The organism is bacterium, assembly GCA_020444325.1.
Classification (GTDB): domain Bacteria; phylum Bacteroidota; class Ignavibacteria; order SZUA-365; family SZUA-365; genus BM516.
This window is the reverse complement of sequence record JAHLLD010000004.1, coordinates 128544-145059: the sequence shown is the minus strand read 5'-3', so window position 1 is coordinate 145059 and position 16516 is coordinate 128544. Positions and strand designations below refer to the sequence as shown.

Annotated in this window: 13 protein-coding genes; 2 read left to right on the top strand and 11 right to left on the bottom strand. The window is 55.7% G+C overall.

Features of this window, described 5'->3' with window-relative positions; all coding sequences use genetic code 11:
• Positions 1–64 precede the first annotated feature (64 nt).
• A complete protein-coding gene (locus tag KQI65_07425) occupies positions 65–838 on the top strand; it encodes an FkbM family methyltransferase (GenBank protein MCB2204562.1) in 774 nt (257 codons plus the stop codon).
• A 91-nt stretch (positions 839–929) separates the two neighbouring features.
• On the opposite strand, the gene KQI65_07420 is transcribed toward KQI65_07425, so the two are convergent.
• The 9 genes from KQI65_07420 to KQI65_07380 all read right to left on the bottom strand — a co-directional run bounded on the left by KQI65_07420 (position 930) and on the right by KQI65_07380 (position 14077).
• On the bottom strand, positions 930–2243 hold the full coding sequence (locus KQI65_07420) for an ABC transporter permease (GenBank protein MCB2204561.1): 1314 nt from the start codon (positions 2241–2243) through the stop codon (positions 930–932).
• Entirely contained in the window at positions 2236–3174 is a 939-nt protein-coding gene (locus KQI65_07415) for an ATP-binding cassette domain-containing protein (protein MCB2204560.1), read from the bottom strand. Before KQI65_07415 ends, KQI65_07420 begins: the two co-directional genes overlap by 8 nt.
• Before the next feature lie 304 nt (positions 3175–3478).
• A complete protein-coding gene (locus KQI65_07410; protein MCB2204559.1) occupies positions 3479–4231 on the bottom strand; it encodes a DUF5602 domain-containing protein in 753 nt (250 codons plus the stop codon).
• A gap of 241 nt (positions 4232–4472) precedes the next feature.
• On the bottom strand, positions 4473–5732 hold the full coding sequence (locus tag KQI65_07405) for a hypothetical protein (protein MCB2204558.1): 1260 nt from the start codon (positions 5730–5732) through the stop codon (positions 4473–4475).
• A gap of 106 nt (positions 5733–5838) precedes the next feature.
• Positions 5839–7014, bottom strand: a complete 1176-nt coding sequence (locus tag KQI65_07400) for a T9SS type A sorting domain-containing protein (protein MCB2204557.1) — start codon at positions 7012–7014, stop codon at positions 5839–5841.
• Between the two features lie 283 nt (positions 7015–7297).
• Complete coding sequence (locus tag KQI65_07395) at positions 7298–8365, bottom strand: DUF21 domain-containing protein (protein ID MCB2204556.1); 1068 nt, start codon at positions 8363–8365, stop codon at positions 7298–7300.
• A gap of 85 nt (positions 8366–8450) precedes the next feature.
• Complete coding sequence (locus KQI65_07390; protein ID MCB2204555.1) at positions 8451–10592, bottom strand: T9SS type A sorting domain-containing protein; 2142 nt, start codon at positions 10590–10592, stop codon at positions 8451–8453.
• A gap of 257 nt (positions 10593–10849) precedes the next feature.
• Positions 10850–11842, bottom strand: coding sequence for a radical SAM protein (locus tag KQI65_07385; protein MCB2204554.1), 993 nt, complete (start codon positions 11840–11842; stop codon positions 10850–10852).
• A gap of 276 nt (positions 11843–12118) precedes the next feature.
• Entirely contained in the window at positions 12119–14077 is a 1959-nt protein-coding gene (locus KQI65_07380) for a right-handed parallel beta-helix repeat-containing protein (GenBank protein ID MCB2204553.1), read from the bottom strand.
• A gap of 247 nt (positions 14078–14324) precedes the next feature.
• Here KQI65_07380 and KQI65_07375 point away from each other — a divergent pair, with 247 nt between their 5' ends.
• Positions 14325–15653: a metallophosphoesterase gene (locus tag KQI65_07375; GenBank protein MCB2204552.1), complete on the top strand. Its 1329-nt coding sequence runs from the start codon at positions 14325–14327 to the stop codon at positions 15651–15653.
• A gap of 191 nt (positions 15654–15844) precedes the next feature.
• Here the strand turns inward: KQI65_07375 and KQI65_07370 are convergent, their stop codons facing one another.
• Together KQI65_07370 and KQI65_07365 are read right to left on the bottom strand one after the other, a co-directional pair.
• On the bottom strand, positions 15845–16159 hold the full coding sequence (locus KQI65_07370) for a HigA family addiction module antidote protein (GenBank protein ID MCB2204551.1): 315 nt from the start codon (positions 16157–16159) through the stop codon (positions 15845–15847).
• Between the two features lie 7 nt (positions 16160–16166).
• A complete protein-coding gene (locus KQI65_07365; protein ID MCB2204550.1) occupies positions 16167–16448 on the bottom strand; it encodes a type II toxin-antitoxin system RelE/ParE family toxin in 282 nt (93 codons plus the stop codon).
• Positions 16449–16516 lie beyond the last annotated feature (68 nt).

The window sequence follows — 16516 nt, the reverse complement described above, 5'->3', positions numbered from 1 at the left end:
TGTAATTCCTTCATATCTTGGCTGTCAGGAAAGAATCGGGATAATTATTCGGGTGGAGGTATCTGTGCGATTATTGTCAAACCTCAAGCAGGCTTCGCTTGCGCTGGGCATGTACCCTTTCGCGCGGAAACTCAATGGAATCCTTCAGCCCGCCGTACGACGCGCTATGCAGGAGGATATCGCCATGTACCAGGATCTGCTGCCCGAGGGAGCGTTGTGTTTCGATATCGGGGCACACTTCGGCGCAAAATCGGAAACACTGCTGAAAGCCGGGGCGAAGGTTGTGGCCTTCGAGCCGAATCCGTCCGTCTTCCCTGAACTCACCGCGCGCTGCGCCATGCATCCGCAATGGGCTCTTCTTCCCGCCGCTCTGGGCAATGCGGCGTCGCTGATGGAACTGAATCTTCACACGCGGTCCGGGGAATCCAGCTTCGATTCCAGGTGGAAAGGTGGAGAGGGCTTTGTGGCTTCGATTCATGTCCCGGTCACAACACTGGACGCCGCAATCGCAGCTTTCGGGAAACCGTATTACTGCAAAATCGATGTTGAGGGCTGGGAAGATCAGGTGCTCCTCGGTCTCAGTTGTCCGATCCCACTTATCTCCATTGAATTTCATCTCAATGAGGATATCATACCCCGAACTATACGCTGCCTGCAACGACTGCGGGAATTCGGCGCAGCTGAAGTGAATGTCACTCCGGCGGAATCCTCAACCTTCCACCTCCCGAAGTGGATGGAGCTCGATGATTTTATCGCGTGGTTCCCTGGTGATCTCGCACAGACACTTCCTCAGTGGCCCGTGGGAGATATTTATATCAGGCTGAAGGAAAAGGGCTAGACCTTCTGTCATGCTTCATCGGCACGCCCTGCGCTCGAATCTGTATACTCATCGTTCGCGGATGAAAAAAGTGTAGCCATGCTTCACATTATTATCCTCGCAACGCCCACCGTACGATGTTGCTCAGCTTCGGGGGCGTACCCTGCATGAGTATGGCGACGCGGAAAATGCGTCCCCCTGCCCACACGAACAGCACGGTGCAGAGAAGGACGCCGATGAGTCCGGCAATGGGCTGCCAGATGGGAATCGGCTCCGGTGTCGCCATGCGCAGCAGCATGAGTGTCGGCGTGAAGGGCGGAATAAGCGACACCCATGTGGAGAATGCGCTCAGCGGCTCCTTGGCCACGGGGAAATAAATGAACATCGGGATGATGGCGGGGATGAGCGAGGGGAAGCTGAGCGACTGCGCATCCTTGGCCTCACTGCATGTCGACCCCAGCGCGGCAGTGAGCGCACCGAACATCACCACGGCGAGCAGCATGTAGACAACAAACCACGGGAGGACGTGAAACGGAATATAGTCGTCGTACCCCATGTACGACACCGCCACGATGGCGCCAATGATGTACACGGAGGAACTGGTCAGCGAAACCGCAATGCCCCCGATGAGTTTTCCCATCATGAACTCGAAGGGTTTGATCGCGCCCAGCAGGACTTCGGCAATGCGCTGCGTTTTTTCTTCCATGACGGAGTGCAGCATGCCCGGCACGCTCATCATGATCATCAAAAACATGATCATCATGATACCGATGGGAACAGCGATTGCCTCGATGGGACTCGCCTGCCGCGCCTCCTCTATAGTACCGGTACTCTCATCGCGGGAAACGAGACCGAGTCCTTCAACACCCACCCAGTAAAAGAGATCCGGGAGATTACGTTCATCCACACCGGCATCATAAAGGCGGAGCTGACGAAGCCGCGTGTTGATCTGAAACATCAGCCACTCGCGGAGATCGTCGAGCGCGGCATTCCGCGCATAGTAGGATAGCTTTGCGTCCTCCGCATCAGGTGTGGGATGCACGACATCCGCTCCCACGACGAGAAATGCATAGAGCGCCCCGCTGCGCACACTGTCCGAGAGTCGCAGGTACTGCGCATGTGCATCTTCCTCAGCGTCGACGACATTGAAAAGATAGAGTGGACGAATTTTCTCTCCTGTTTCCGGATCACGGGTTTCATTCGTGTTGTGATACTCTGCAAACTCGAGGAGCTTGCTGGCAACCCTTCCGGTTCGATCGATGACCGCTATCCTGCGATCCGTCGTATCGACTTTATCCTTGAGCAGTACAAAGGCCAGGATACTTCCGCTCATGAGAATCGGGGCGATCACGAGTCCTATGATGAAGCCTTTCGTCCGTACAGCGGCCTTGTATTCACGCATGGCAAAAAGGAGTGTCTTACGCATGACGCACCTCCTTCGCAGCCGATCCCGCAATACGCACGAAGATGTCGTGCAGTGAAGGTTTCACGATATCGAAACGCTGGACGGCGGTCTGTTCTATCAATCGCTTCAAAATGTCTTGTGGATCCGCATCATCGGCGATACGCAGCTCCTGTATCTGTCCGAAGTCATTGACGTGTTCAACGCCGGGAAGTCCCTCCAGCGCACTGCTTCCTGCGCTGGTCTGCACGCGAATGGTATCGTTGGCGTAGCGATCCTGTATTTCATTGAGCGTTCCATCCAGGACTTTCTTTCCCTGGAAAATCATGAATATGAAATCGCACATCCTCTCGGCCATGTCCATATCGTGCGTGCTGAAAAGCACGGTACTACCCTGCTTCTGCAGCTGCAGGATGGCGTCTTTCATCACATCGGTATTCACCGGATCGAGTCCGGCAAACGGCTCATCGAGAATCACGAGATCAGGCCGGGCTACGACCGTTGCAATGAACTGTACTTTCTGACTCATACCCTTGCTCAGCGTTTCGATTTTCCTTCCTGCCCAATCCGTCAACTCAAGTCGTTCCAGCCATTCGTCCACCTGCTGCCGGACGTTGCGCCCGTTTTTCAGGCTGCCATAAAACACGAGGAAGTCACGCACTTTCATACGCCGGTACAACCCGCGTTCCTCCGGCATGTATCCGATGCGGTCGGCAATGCGCGCAGAAAGCCTCTCGCCCAGCACCCTGATGTCGCCAGCGTCCGGGTACAGTATGCTCATGATCATCCGCAGTGTTGTCGTTTTTCCGCTCCCATTGGGTCCAATAAAACCATACACACTCCCGTACGGCACGTTCAACTGCAGCGTATCCACAGCAACATGTTTCCGAAACGACTTCGTGACATGTGCGAGCTGCACGGCGAAACGATCGTCCGGCGGGTTCGGCTGATTCATATCCAATACTCCTGTGATTGCGTTCACCGGAATATGCGGAATTCCGCCGTAACCCTGAAGTACCGATCAGAACTGCGTTCGGCGTTTCAGCGATGTGGCGTTGTTGATATCGAGAAGTCTGACAACCCTCTCCCCGGCAGACTGAATTACAAGAAAATAGCGTCCCGCTGCGAGTGCACGCGTATCGATAATAGTGCGAGGTGGAGTCAACAATGCCACGGGAAATATGCAGAAACTGCATATATCCCGTGGCAGCATTGGTTTGAACACTGTGCAGGAAAATCCTGCATGCCACAGATATTGATCAGCGCACGCTCATATCCGTCAGCTCGACGATATATTGCTTTGCCGTCGCATCGTAACGGATGTCATACTTCATGGGAAAAGCCATGCCGGTCTGCTGGAATGCCGTGGGCTGTTTGATGTCGAGGCTGACATCAGGCTTGCTCTCGAAGTACGCTTTCGTGATCATTGGTTCCATGAAGTACAGGTTGCCCTTGTAGAAACCATAGATGAAGGTTTTGTCGAAGGTCGAACCGTGCAGTTCAGGAGACTGGCTGTCGATGAAGTGCGTTCCCATGTTCGGCACGGCGTCGAAGGTGGAGAAGTAATCCTGCGGCATGTACTGCGGCGCGGGCATGGTGCTGTCAGGACCTGCAACGACAGCGGCGACGGTCTGCTTGTCTACACAGTAAAAATGCACATCGAAGTGCGGCAGCGTGTAAATCGGTGCGGGCTCATGTCCCTGGGGATTCCAGTCGAGCGCAATAAACTTGAACGGTGATGTCGATACATCCCCGGGCAGGTCGAGCGTGAACATGCTCATATCGGCCGGGAGATTGCTGAGTGCTGCCTCATCAAAGCGAATTCCGACCGCGAGCAGATTCCCGTCTGCATCAGCACGTTCATACGCCGTGGCGGATCCGTCACCCACTGCGACAGTCTGTCCATCGTATGTCATCGGCTGTGCCGGGGATGCGGGATCATCATCTGAACATGCCGTAAAGGCAACAAGGATGAGTGCTGCACCTGTGAGGAGCAGGGAAAATCTATACATGATGCATTCCTTTCGAATGGTTCGAGGTGGTCGATTCTGGCCACGTGATACGTTTTGGGATGCAATAATTTCGGCATTTTTTGCTTTTATTGCAACGCACCTCGCCCACAATCTTTCCCGCTCTCACCACGACACTGGTACGGAGGCCATAGCAGCGCTGCCTCCATGAAACTGCACATACGCACAAACCCCGTCATAGGGCGGGGTTTGTGCAGTTCGTGAACGGTGCGTGAGGCCGTGCTCAGCGGATGAGGACTTCCAGGATTTCACCTGCTTCAGTTTCGCTCCGTGACATGCTGAACTTTGAAGGTGCGGTACTCACATCACGTCCTTCCGACTCCGCACCCTGCTCCAGCTTTTCGACATAGTCCTCAATTGTGTCCTCGACAGCTGATTCCATCCAGTCCATCACATCCTCGTTCGCGACGCGAACTGTGATACGTTTCTCCTGCACGATGCCGGAGGCCGGATCGGCGGTGAGTGTGATCTGGAATCCATTCATGGCATAGCTTGCATGATTCGGACCGCGGTCAATTATTTCGACAGAGGAAGGATCGTTCATCACAGTGAGATCCTTCAACGGCTTTCCAAGGTCGTCTGGATGAAGTATCGTCCGCACACAGCTGTTACAGAATGCCTCTTCGGTCTCGTCTTCGGGGGACTCGATCTGCATCGCGTAGTCGCATGCAAGGGAGGTCAACTCGCGCCTGAATGATACCCGCGTCAGAACGGATAGCATCGTCTGAGTAAAATCGTCCCATGGATGCTCCGCGATATAACCGCGCACCTTACTGAGATGAGGTTCTGCTGCTTTCAAATCACCTTTCGCAAGCAGCGCTTCACCTTTGACAAAGTGCACGATGCGCTGCGTTTCCTCCTGTTTCCACCAATCTTCACCGGACCATCGGCGCTGCATCTCATAGATGAGGGCGAGCGATTCTTCCGGATCGGTGAGCCGCTCCGCTCCTTCCAGCAGATCCTCGAGCACATCCTCATGCGTCCCATACTCTTCGATTGATCCGAAATTGACGGTGTAGAACACCGGGGTGTCCTCGCGCAGGCCGAGGGCCATCACATAAAGGAACACCCCTTCATTAGCGCGTGTCGCACGCACAAGGTCCCCGATGTGGTTCATGTTTGCCGGGCACCAGTAGCGCTGCTCACCAATCGCCACCTCAATCTCATCGTGTGAGAATGTGAGCCGCTGCTGACTCTGCACTGCCCGTGTCCAAAGCGAAAGAACGCTGCGGGACAAATCGGAGAGCGGACGTGTCGCATGCGTGATCCGCGCAAACACGACAAAATGATTGTCCGTCATCGCGAGAGCAAAATCATCCTCACTCATGGCTTTCAACTCCTGCACAGCCCGCTTCAGCGAAATGCGAGGAATGCGATCGCGCACAGTCACGCTCTCCCGCTTCTGCGCCTGCACGTTCATAGTCATTGAAAGCAGCATCATCGACACGGTACATGTCCATACCGTCAGTAATCGATACCTCATGGTCGCACACCCTGAAATCATACTCGAATACAATTCGTTATTCACTCCCTCCATACACAGTACTACCTCTCGAATGCTCCGGGTGGACAAAATTAATTGGAAAAAATCAGTGTATCAGCAGTTTGGAGACGTGTACCCCGTTCTCGCGGCTTGCGCGCAGATAATACACTCCCGGCTCGAGAGCATCGGTCTCGATCTCGATACTGCGTGTGGCAGGGATGCTGCGCAATTCTCGTCCGAGTGCGTCAAACAGCGTCAACTCGCCAATGAAGCTTCCCTGCAGCAGCACGTTGATGATTTCACCATGCAGTGCGGGATTGGGATAGAGGGTGATCTGCGCAGGGATCGCTTTTGCATCCAGTTGCACTTCCGCGACCGGCAGATAGGAAACGGTACCGTCGAAATCGTGCTGCAGGAGCCTGTATTGCAGCCTTCCCGCCGTGCCACCGTTTTGCAGGGGATGGTCGAGGTAGTTGTAGGTGCCATCATGTCCCTCCGTGGTACGTGCGGGCACAAACGCGAGGCTGCTCCACTCTTCGTCCCTTGCATCGGCCGCACGTCGCTGCACGGTGAAACCGTGATTCTGCACTTCGTTTTCCGTAACCCAGTTGAGAAGTACGCTGTTGTCGATCTGCGAGGTTGCGGTGAAAGATTTGAGTTCAACCGGCCAGTATTCCGTGCCGTTGATGCGGGCATAGATCAGCATATGCTGATTGCCCGAAACGCCACCACCCTCCTTCACGCAGATACCGATGCCCTGCGCAAGGACGCTGCGAAGTACCCAGCAGTCCCATACACGCTGCTGCCTCTGGAGATTGAGCATTCCAACGCGTTCGTTGCCGAGGGGACTGATGGTGCATACTCCGCCGGTGATGCCACCGGACGGACAGGGATAATACTGGAATGTTGAATCAACCGTGAGGTTGTACACTTCCGCCTCGGTACTGTCGGGACAGGAACCGCTGGAGGAAGGGTACGTAAGTAGGGCGTACACGCGTCCATCCGTGCTGTCTACCCGCAACGATCCTCCGTTTTCGAAGAGAAAATACCGTTTGCTGTTGGGATAAAGGGAGTCTCCGGTGATCTCAACCCTGATCGTATCGATTGGAACCCAGTGCGGCTCATGCGGGGAAAACGAGGACACCTTGTACACCCACACATCGCCGATATGCACGGGGAAATAGGATAGATCGTTCGCGGTTGGTTGCGCATGCGCAAGGCTTGTGATGCACGTTAGTGCGATCGCTGCAGTCAGTACGAGACCGGTCCAACATTGACGCATGTCGGCGTTCCTCCCGGCTGATGATATGAAGCACCCCATTACGCCCTTCCTCTCACAGATTGTTACATGGTTGCATCATAGTACACTGGAATATCCTTTATGTCAAGAGTGCCACGTAAGCAAGGATACTCCGCTCGAAATCATCCGCAACAAATGTCCCATGTCAAGCGATGGTCCGCGACCAGATGTGCAAGCAGTGGATGCTGCCCAGCCTTCCAGGTGCAGGTTTACTAAGTTAGTAACTACTAACTAGCTGATGCGTTTCAGGCAAAGGGCGCAAACATCAATTATCTTCACCCCGCTGTGGTGTTTCAATCCCCAGCCTGCGGGCGCGGCGTTCCCATTGCTGCCGGGCGAGCGCCTGCATGTCCACGACCTGATCCATTTCATCGACGAGTTCCATGCCGAGCAGGGTTTCGACGATATCCTCGAGGCTGACGAGTCCTGTCGTCCCCCCGTATTCATCAACGACAACGGCGATATGCAGTCGTTGTTCGAGAAAGAGTTCAAACAGCTGTGACAGTCGCATCTCCGCCGGCACGGTGCTGATTTCCCGACGCAGTTCGGTTAATCGAACCTCTCCCCTGTTCTGTGCTCCCGTATCGAGCAGCTCATCCTTGAGCACGAGGCCAGTGATGTTGTCGAGGTCGCTTTCAAAAACCGGGATGCGCGAGAAGGCGCGCTCGGAAGCTGGTGCTCTCGCCTCGTCTACGGTCAGGTTTTGCTGCAGTCCGAACATCACCGTACGCGGCGTCATGATATCCCGTGTGCGCAGCTCGGAGAATGCAAGCAGGTTGCTGATGATGCGCGACTCCCGCTTGTTGATTTCCCCGCTTTCTTCTCCGACCCCCGCCATGGCAGCGAATTCATCACGACTGAATGCATGCAGTTTCCGGTCACGGGCAAGGAGTCGTGTCAGCTGTTCGCTGATCAGAATGAGCGGATAGAGTCCGATGATTATGACTCGAATGAATGTCGCCACGGTTCCCGCCAGCTGACGCCAGTACATCGCCCCCAGAGTCTTGGGTATAATTTCAGAGAGGAAGAGAATCATGAGCGTCATGACCACGGAAAACGCCCCGAACCAGGCACTGCCGAACACCGCTGTCGCCTGTGCTCCCGCACCGATTGCGCCTACCGTGTGGGCGATGGTGTTCAATGTGAGAATCGCCGCTATCGAGCGATCAATGTTTTCCTGTTTGATCCTGTGCAGAAGTGACGCGAGTTTCGGGTCACGCTCCTGCACTCCTGCGATATAGGATGGCGTAATACTCAGGAGCACCGCTTCCGCGATGGAGCAGATGAAGGAAACCAGCAGGGCGAGGAGAACATAGAAAAGCAGCAGCGCCATTTGACCAACTATCCCGTTTGAAACATGCGCGATGAAGCATATACAACATAGTCGGGAAATGGACCACGAATGTCAATCTCCATCGCTAGCGCAGCAGCTTCATACACGCGCTTGTCGTACCTGCAGTGGTGGAGAGACGGCAGACGTATGTCCCGGGCGGTAGATCACCAGCGGACATAATTGCCTGCTGTGTTCCAGCTGAAACGAAGCCATCACGCAGCACCAAGACCTCTCGTCCCAGCAGGTTGTGAACCGCCAAGCGCACATGTGACGCATGATCGAGACGGAAGGCGATCGTCGTTCTGTTGCTGAACGGATTCGGAAAATTCCCGAGGAGCTGTATCCCGCGCGGGATCGAAGCTGCCGGATTGACCGCGCTCGGTGCCTGATACGCAACGATGTGCAGTCCCGACAGCCTGTCGGTGACAACACAGTATGCTCCCAGCATTTCCACGTCGCGGGCTGACGCGGCCGTGGGGAAAAATCCTTTCTCGACCGGTGTCGACAGATCGGATATGTCGAACATGCGGAGACCTGCATACCCGTCCGCCATCCAGGCGCGATCCCCCTCAGCGGTGATGTTGTAGGTATTCGATGCGCCGGGGAAATTGGATACCTGTTGAGGATGCGCAGGATTGGAGATATTGAAAATGCTTGCGCCCGCATAGTAGTGGGAGACATAGGCGTAGTTGCCCTGCAGTGATATCCCTATCGCGACCGAAGCTGTGGGAGACACAGCTGTCTCCTGCGGTGCGGTGGGATTGCTGACGTCAACGATCCGCAGTCCACCGCTTCCGTCGGCGACATAGGCATAATCTCCCTGCACGGCGATGGCGCGTGTGTCGCCGCTGAGTGCAAGGGACGACATCTCGGCAGGATGTTCCGGATCGGATACGTCGATGATGGACATCCCTTCGGATCCGTTCGCAAGATATGCGTACTGTCCAGCCTTCGCGACACCTGAGCAGCGTCCATCGGTATCGACATACCCGGTCGTGCGAGGAGCTGAGGGATCGGAAATATCGACGATGGTCAGTCCGCGCATTACGCTCGCGAGATACGCGTAATCGCCATCGACGACGACGTCTTCGACATAGGTGTTGGGGCTGAACTCCGATAACTCGGTTGGATGTGTGGGATCAGAAAGATCAACGATCCGCAGTCCGCGATCATAGGCAACGACATAGGCGTAATCACCCTGGATAGCGAGGTTCTGCGAATACCCACCGGACGGGAATGTCGCTGTCAGTACCGGGACAGTTGGATCAGCAATATCGATGAAGCAGCATCCCCCGGTTTCATCCACAACAAGCACACGGTCTCCGTCAACATGCACCCGCGCCGCGCTGCCTTCAGTGTCGAAGGACGCCACCTGCACGGGATTCTGGGGGTCGACAAGATCGACGACATACAGCCCGCGTCCACCTACAGCGTAGGCATACCTGTTCGTGACCACGACATCCTTGAAATACTGGCTTTCCATCGCAAGGGATGCGCCTTTTACCGGCTGCTCCGGATTATAGACATTCACCAGTTGAACTCCGGGATAACCTGTGGCCAGGCAGAGATTTGTACCCCGCACGCCGACGCCGATACACTCCCCGAGTCCATCAAGCGATCCGACCAGATCTGGCTGCGCTGGATTCGAGATGTCAAGAACATGGAGCCCGTCATTCCCCATGGCCACATACGCGTAGGGATGTACGATGACCACATCCCGCACATACATGCCATCGGGTGTATAATCCGCCACTTCCACGGGATTTTGCGCGTCACTGATGTCGACAATATGCAGTCCCGCGCTCACGACGTAGCAGTAGTTGCCATGCAACTGCATTCGACCGGAGGGAGATGGAAGCTTCATCTGCGCAACCTCTGCTGGTGAAGTGCGATCCGAGACGTCTATCACGCGCAGACCGAAATCGTCATTCGAGACGAAGCAGTATGCGCCGCTGACCGCGACATCGTTGATAATACCGGGCAATCGAAGTGTACCGAGGCCCTGCGGATTCACGGGGTCTGCGATGTCCATGATTTCCAGCATCGGACCATTTCCCATGTACAGCGTCGTTCCGGAGACGGCGGCCCCGAAACAGGGTCCTTCAATCAGGCTGCCGATTTCCACGAGGTTTTCAGCTTGTTGCGCGAATGCAGGATAAAACCCGAGCATGATCACGGGCAACGTCGTCACGGCAATCCTGATCCATCGATGTAAAAGGTGCTGCATGATTCTCTCCATCCGTTGTGCGAAAACATATCATCCATTGACCGCGCCTGCACGCCGGTACATCCATAGCTGCATGGACCTGACATGCCGGAGCAGAGCGCGGATGAGGGCTTGATGGCGTTGATTGAACCCTAAACTAGGAAATTCCGATCACAAATGCTGATGTTCTTCCTGGCGGACCCGGTGTTATGCACTTTCTGCATATTTTTATTCCAGCCTCTACTCCCCCGCACAGCCTCTATTACACCGGACAGCCTCTATCCCCCGGGACACCCCCTGCACGCTGGCATACGCTGCGTGTCGCGACTTCGATGCGCGGCGCGGTACTGCAGGAGCAGCGGGTGCTTCCAGAGCAATTGTATGCTGTGTTCCCTGATATCCCCGAGAAGTATTCTGTCCGCCGGTGCGGCATGTCCCTTGAACGAACAGAGGGGTACGGTACCGTCACTTTTAATCTGCAATGCTCGTGACGGATACGTACAGCGTGGGAAGTCATTGTTGTGCTGATGCACCGAGAGATAGGCATCGTCCAGTTCTCCCATCCCGGCAGGCGTTGAGATGTACTGCGGCAGGATAGTATCACAGTATGGTTTCCAGGCCTGCAGGTACTGTCGCTCCGCTTTACGCATTGTGGGACGAATCATCAGCCTGATACCTATTATGGTTCTCGAACGCGATTCGCGCTTGATGCGCATAAGCGCATCGAGATTGCCGAGCAGGCGATGGTATTTCCCTCCCTTCCGTGTTCGCTCATACTCTTCCTTGCCGCCTGCATCCACGGAGACCTCCACCAGGTCGAAGGTGCCTTCCGCCAGCGTATGTGTCACGCGGTCATCGGTCCACTGTCCATTCGTCACCACGGAGAGGAATTTCGCAGACTGCCTCAGCCGTCTCGCATACGAACTGAACTCCGGATGCAGCGTCGGCTCTCCGCCCCCTATCATGATTTTGTCTACCGGCTGCCTCGAGAGTGATGCAACGATGCTTTCGAGAACATCCTCCCGCAGGAAGGGTTCATTGTAGCTGTATGTGGGGTACGGACAGTACGCACACTGCGTATTGCAGACGTTGGACATCTCCACGTACAGCATATGCGGCAGCGCGCTGTCTATGCGCAGCATCCGATCGAATGCCAGGTGGAGATAATTCCCTGCACCCACGTTATTGCGCAGCGCCTGCCGCACCGTCCGAAAGTAGTATCCGAAGCGTTTGAGACGGTAAGCCCTGTCTGTATGGAGGATGGTCTTCATCTCCTCGATCCCCTTCAGTGATGTTGAATTCCTCACGGCACGCTGAGATGCGTTTCGTAAACCAAATGACACTGGAGCCCGTGGATCATTCCTGAGGCTGCAGAATCCGGGACAATATGAGGATAAGCCAGTCGTTTTTCAAGGTGCAGTGCTCACCGGGGCGTGTAGGTCATTTTTTTCTTCGCTGGATGTAACTAATCGCCGCGCCGCGTGATTTTTTCTTTGTCCTGACGTCGGCAGTATTGTCATCGATTCTGCAAGATCAGCAGTCCGGATTCACCTCAGCACCTGCACTTTCGCGTGCTGCACTCCGTTGCGTGTGAGGGCCTGCAGCATGTAGGTGCCCGCAGGAAGTCCGGCGAGATTCAGCACAGCGCTTCCGTCGTGCAGCCAATCTGTCATCACACATCTGCCGGGAAGGTCGTAGACGGAAAGCAGATCATTCCCGGAGGCACCGCCACGCAGTTTCACTGTTACTGGTCCGCGTGTCACGGTGGGCCAGGCCTGCAATTGCAATGCATCGGGATGTGGCGCTGCCGATACGGAAGTACTGCCTGCATACGGCAGAGCCCCGATGTCTGCGCGGCTGCCGTCCGGGTCGTTATACTGCGGGTCGGGATTCCCTGCGTTGATGCACGGCGAATCCTGCAGCAGCTCATACCCGGTAGCGCCCTGTGTATCAAAGCGGGGATCGGACTGCAGGGCATGCGCTCCACCGGTGCCCGGGGGACCGTTATATCCCTGATTGCCGAATGTGCAGTTGTAATTGATGAGGGGATTCTCTTCGAGGAAAAATCCCAGCGTGTACCCCACGACAATATTGTTGTAGCAGACCGCTCCCGTGCGTCCGTTGACGGCGATACCGCGTCCCGTGGCAGCAGGAGCAGCAACAACAGTGTTGTTGATGAACTCCACGGTTGCTTCAGGACCGAAGATCGCGCCACTCAGGTTTCGGTCCAGAATGGTGCGTGAAACGCTCAGCCTTCCCCCCTCACAGATAATTGCCGCACCGGCGGAGTTACTGATGCGCGTCCCGGATAGCCTGACGAGTGATGCCTCGCCATCGACATGCACACCACTGCTCTGACAGCCAGTTATGATATCGTCCATCGCATCGACCGTCGCACCCTCACTGACGGCGAGTCCGGCCGTCTTCACGTCCTTGATCATATTCTCATGCAGTTCCGCCATCGCACTGCGCGCAACGACGATCCCGCCCGCCTGTACGGTGGTGTCGTTGAGTCCGACAGAGTTCTTCACCAGCAGGGCGTTGCTGCCATCGGAAACGGAGATCTGCCAGTTCGTATTGCAGCAAGCCGTATTTTCACGCGCTTCGAAGCGCGCACTGTTCCGGCTCATGATGCCGCCTGAAGGATTGGCTGAAAGGTGGTTCCCTTCAAGGTATGCAGGTTCGGGTGCTTGTCCCGGCCGCGCAATCCAGCCCGTGCTGTCGAGTCCGATTCCCGCCCCCGTACCCGGCGGCACCCCTTCGCCTGTGGGGTCCGCACCATTGTTGTAAATCGTGTTTCCGATCAACCTTGGCCACGCACCTTCACGGGCGGAAATCCCATTCCAACCATTGTCATGCACCGTGTTATTGCGGATTTCAGGTGCCGCCCCGTTCTGGATGCCGATGCCCACTTCACGGTTCTCGAACACGTCGTTTTCCCTCGCGATTCCGCGGGAGGTGTGATTGAAACCGATGCCGATTCCAAAATTCCTGTACACCATGTTGTGAATAATGGACGGATTCGCCTCCCGCCCATCCTTATCATGCGAACCGATTCCGGTTGAGCCGTTGGAATGTACAATGCAGTTCATGATGGTTGAAGAAGTACCACGATTCTGCACGGCATGACTGTGTCCCGGCAGATGGTGGTTCACCGTATCCATACCCGTCACCGTAAAACCATCGAGTACCGCACCGTCCGCACAATTCACTACCGGGGGGATCTGTCCGAGACTGTCTCGGAGTCCTTCAGAATGAACAATCGTACGCAGCGCACGCGTCCATGATCCATCATCTTCCCCTTCAGCACGCACGACCACATTTTCACGCAGCACGAGAAATTCGTGATAGGAACCCGCACGCACCAGAACGGTATCCCCCGGGATGGACGCATCGATGGCTTCCTGTATGGTGGCATATCCGTCTGGAACAACACGCTGCTGTGCATGGATGGGCAGAACGTAAAAACAGACCACGAGCAGGGCCAGTGCGCAAAATCGTAACATGTGAGTACCGGGATAGAGTAGGAGAAGAGGATATTGAACTGCTGCATACCAGCATACGACAACCGAATGCGCAAATCAAGTCCCAGCCTGTGGCAAGCATACGATTGCGCATCCTGCGGACTGCCATCCCTGCAGCGTTTCTCGCGTCAAACACACTTTTGCATTTCCATGACAAAATCGTGACAAACAGGGAGCGCGAATCCGCGTTCTTTGTTCTCAGACATTCATTATCGTCAAGGAGCATCTCATGAAACGGGAAACGAAGAGCACGAAAACATCACGCATCCTGGTCCACATCCTCACCACCCTGTGCATAGTCGCACTGTTCGCAGCCTGCTCGGAGGACGAGACTATCGTTGAGCCGGCGGATACGGGACTGCGCATGGCTGTCATATCAGACCTGCACTATTACGATCCTTCCCTGGGAATGGAGGGACAGGAATGGCAGATGGGACTGTTTGCCGATCCGAAACTGCTGACGGAAAACGCCGATATTCTTTCGTCGCTGTTCAACTCGGTCGAAGCTTCCGACGCCGAGGTGGTTCTCGTGCCGGGCGACCTCACGAAAGACGGCGAAAAGCAAAACCACGAGGCAATGGCCGGTTTTCTGCGCTCGCTTGAAAGCAAAGGCAAGAGAGTGTTTGTTGTGCCGGGGAACCACGACATCAACAATCCCGTGGCGAAGAGCTTCCACGGTGATCCCGCCACGAGCATTCCGGGCGTGACCGCCGCACAGTTCGCACAGATCTATGATGAGTTCGGATACGGTGAAGCAAAAGAGCGCGACCCCGCATCGCTGAGCTACGTGGCAGAGCTGCAGTCGGATCTCTGGCTGATCGCCATCGATGGCTGCGTCTACAATACCGCGGAGGCAACACCGCCCACGTACGGCACCATCTCGGACGCTACGGCCTCCTGGGTGGTCGCGAAGCTTCAGCAGGCAACATCACAGAACATTCGCGTTGTCACCATGATGCACCATGCGCTTGTGGAGCATTTCACCGGACAGAGCAGTTTCCCGGTGACTGCCGAGTACGTGGTCAGCGACTGGCAGCAGCGCGCATCGGCCTTTGCACAGGCAGGAATGAAGGTCCTGTTCTCCGGGCACTTCCACGCCAACGACGTGGTGTCCTACACCGATGGCAGCAATACCCTGTACGACGTCTCCACCGGCTCACCGCTCAGCGCCCCCTGTCCCTGGCGTCTCGCGACCATCTATAAGGACGGCCGGCTGACGCTGGACACGCGGACGATTACGAACGTCGGCGTTCCTGGCGGAAATTTCCCCCAGTACGCGACCGAATACCTGAACACCGGTATGACAAACCTCGTGGCCTACATGCTCATGAACGATTTCGGTGTGGCTGAGGAACTGGCTGGCCAGATCGCACCGTTCGTCGCGGGTGCTTACGTGGCCAACTACGCGGGAGACGAGGAGATGGATGCCGCTTCCGAACAGGCCGTCGCCATGCTCAACAGTCTTGGAGACCCCACGGCTGCCTTGCTGGCGCAGCTCATCACCTCGATGCGCACCGACCTGCCCCCGGCAGACAACTCCCTCACCCTCACGCTCTGACAGTCCCCCCTGCTGACACCGCACGAGTGTCCTACATAGCTTGAATTTCACACCCCTGCAGTCCCACCTGCGGGGGTGTTTCTTTTGAAGGCTACAAGATCAGGAAAGCTCACTCCTCAGGCGGTAAATTCGACGCACACATAAAACCCCACCAATCGACGAGGTTTTATGCACTTTCTGCATATTTATTTTCAGGCAGGATCCATTGTTTTGATACCACGGAGGTCCTTTCCCACCGCCTGCATCGCATCCCACAGGTCCACCGCCCTCTGAAGATTGAGCCAGAACTCCGCTGAGTTTCCGAAGAGGCGTGACAGACGCAATGCCATTGAGGGACTGACCGCCCGCCGCTCCCGCAGCAGTTCGTTCACCGTCTGTCGCGTAACGCCGATAGCGGCAGCGAGCTGCGCCACAGAGAGGTGGTATTCCGGGAGGAAGTCCTCACGAAGAATTGCACCAGGATGGGTAGGTCGTCGTGTACGCCGGGGATTTTCTATCGCAGCCATGATTCACCTAATGATAATCCGTGATTTCAACATCAAATGCGTCGCCGTCGACGAAGACGAAACAGATCCGCCACTGGTCGTTGATCGATATGGAATGCTGTCCGCTTCGATTTCCTTCGAGTGCATGCAGCCTGTTCCCTGGAGGGACAGCCAGATCCTGAGGTACCACAGCAGCGGCGATAGCATCCAACTTGCGAATCGCGCGTTTCACGATGTCCGGAGGAAGCCTGCGCGATTGACCAGTGACGAATAAATCCTCCGTTGCGCGATCTGCAAACGACTTGATCATAGCTGAATGTAACGGATCACGTGACGCTTGTCAAGGGGATGAGAAATCCCGGACGAACATGTGTACTA

Bases quoted from the DNA above. Each gene is read 5' to 3' on its own strand.
- KQI65_07420 (MCB2204561.1), bottom strand. From the start codon at position 2,243: ATGCGTAAGACACTCCTTTTTGCCATGCGTGAATACAAGGCCGCTGTA.
- KQI65_07415 (MCB2204560.1), bottom strand. From the start codon at position 3,174: ATGAATCAGCCGAACCCGCCGGACGATCGTTTCGCCGTGCAGCTCGCA.
- KQI65_07410 (MCB2204559.1), bottom strand. From the start codon at position 4,231: ATGTATAGATTTTCCCTGCTCCTCACAGGTGCAGCACTCATCCTTGTT.
- KQI65_07405 (MCB2204558.1), bottom strand. From the start codon at position 5,732: ATGAGGTATCGATTACTGACGGTATGGACATGTACCGTGTCGATGATG.
- KQI65_07400 (MCB2204557.1), bottom strand. From the start codon at position 7,014: ATGCGTCAATGTTGGACCGGTCTCGTACTGACTGCAGCGATCGCACTA.
- KQI65_07395 (MCB2204556.1), bottom strand. From the start codon at position 8,365: ATGGCGCTGCTGCTTTTCTATGTTCTCCTCGCCCTGCTGGTTTCCTTC.
- KQI65_07390 (MCB2204555.1), bottom strand. From the start codon at position 10,592: ATGCAGCACCTTTTACATCGATGGATCAGGATTGCCGTGACGACGTTG.
- KQI65_07385 (MCB2204554.1), bottom strand. From the start codon at position 11,842: ATGAAGACCATCCTCCATACAGACAGGGCTTACCGTCTCAAACGCTTC.
- KQI65_07380 (MCB2204553.1), bottom strand. From the start codon at position 14,077: ATGTTACGATTTTGCGCACTGGCCCTGCTCGTGGTCTGTTTTTACGTT.
- KQI65_07375 (MCB2204552.1), top strand. From the start codon at position 14,325: ATGAAACGGGAAACGAAGAGCACGAAAACATCACGCATCCTGGTCCAC.
- KQI65_07370 (MCB2204551.1), bottom strand. From the start codon at position 16,159: ATGGCTGCGATAGAAAATCCCCGGCGTACACGACGACCTACCCATCCT.
- KQI65_07365 (MCB2204550.1), bottom strand. From the start codon at position 16,448: ATGATCAAGTCGTTTGCAGATCGCGCAACGGAGGATTTATTCGTCACT.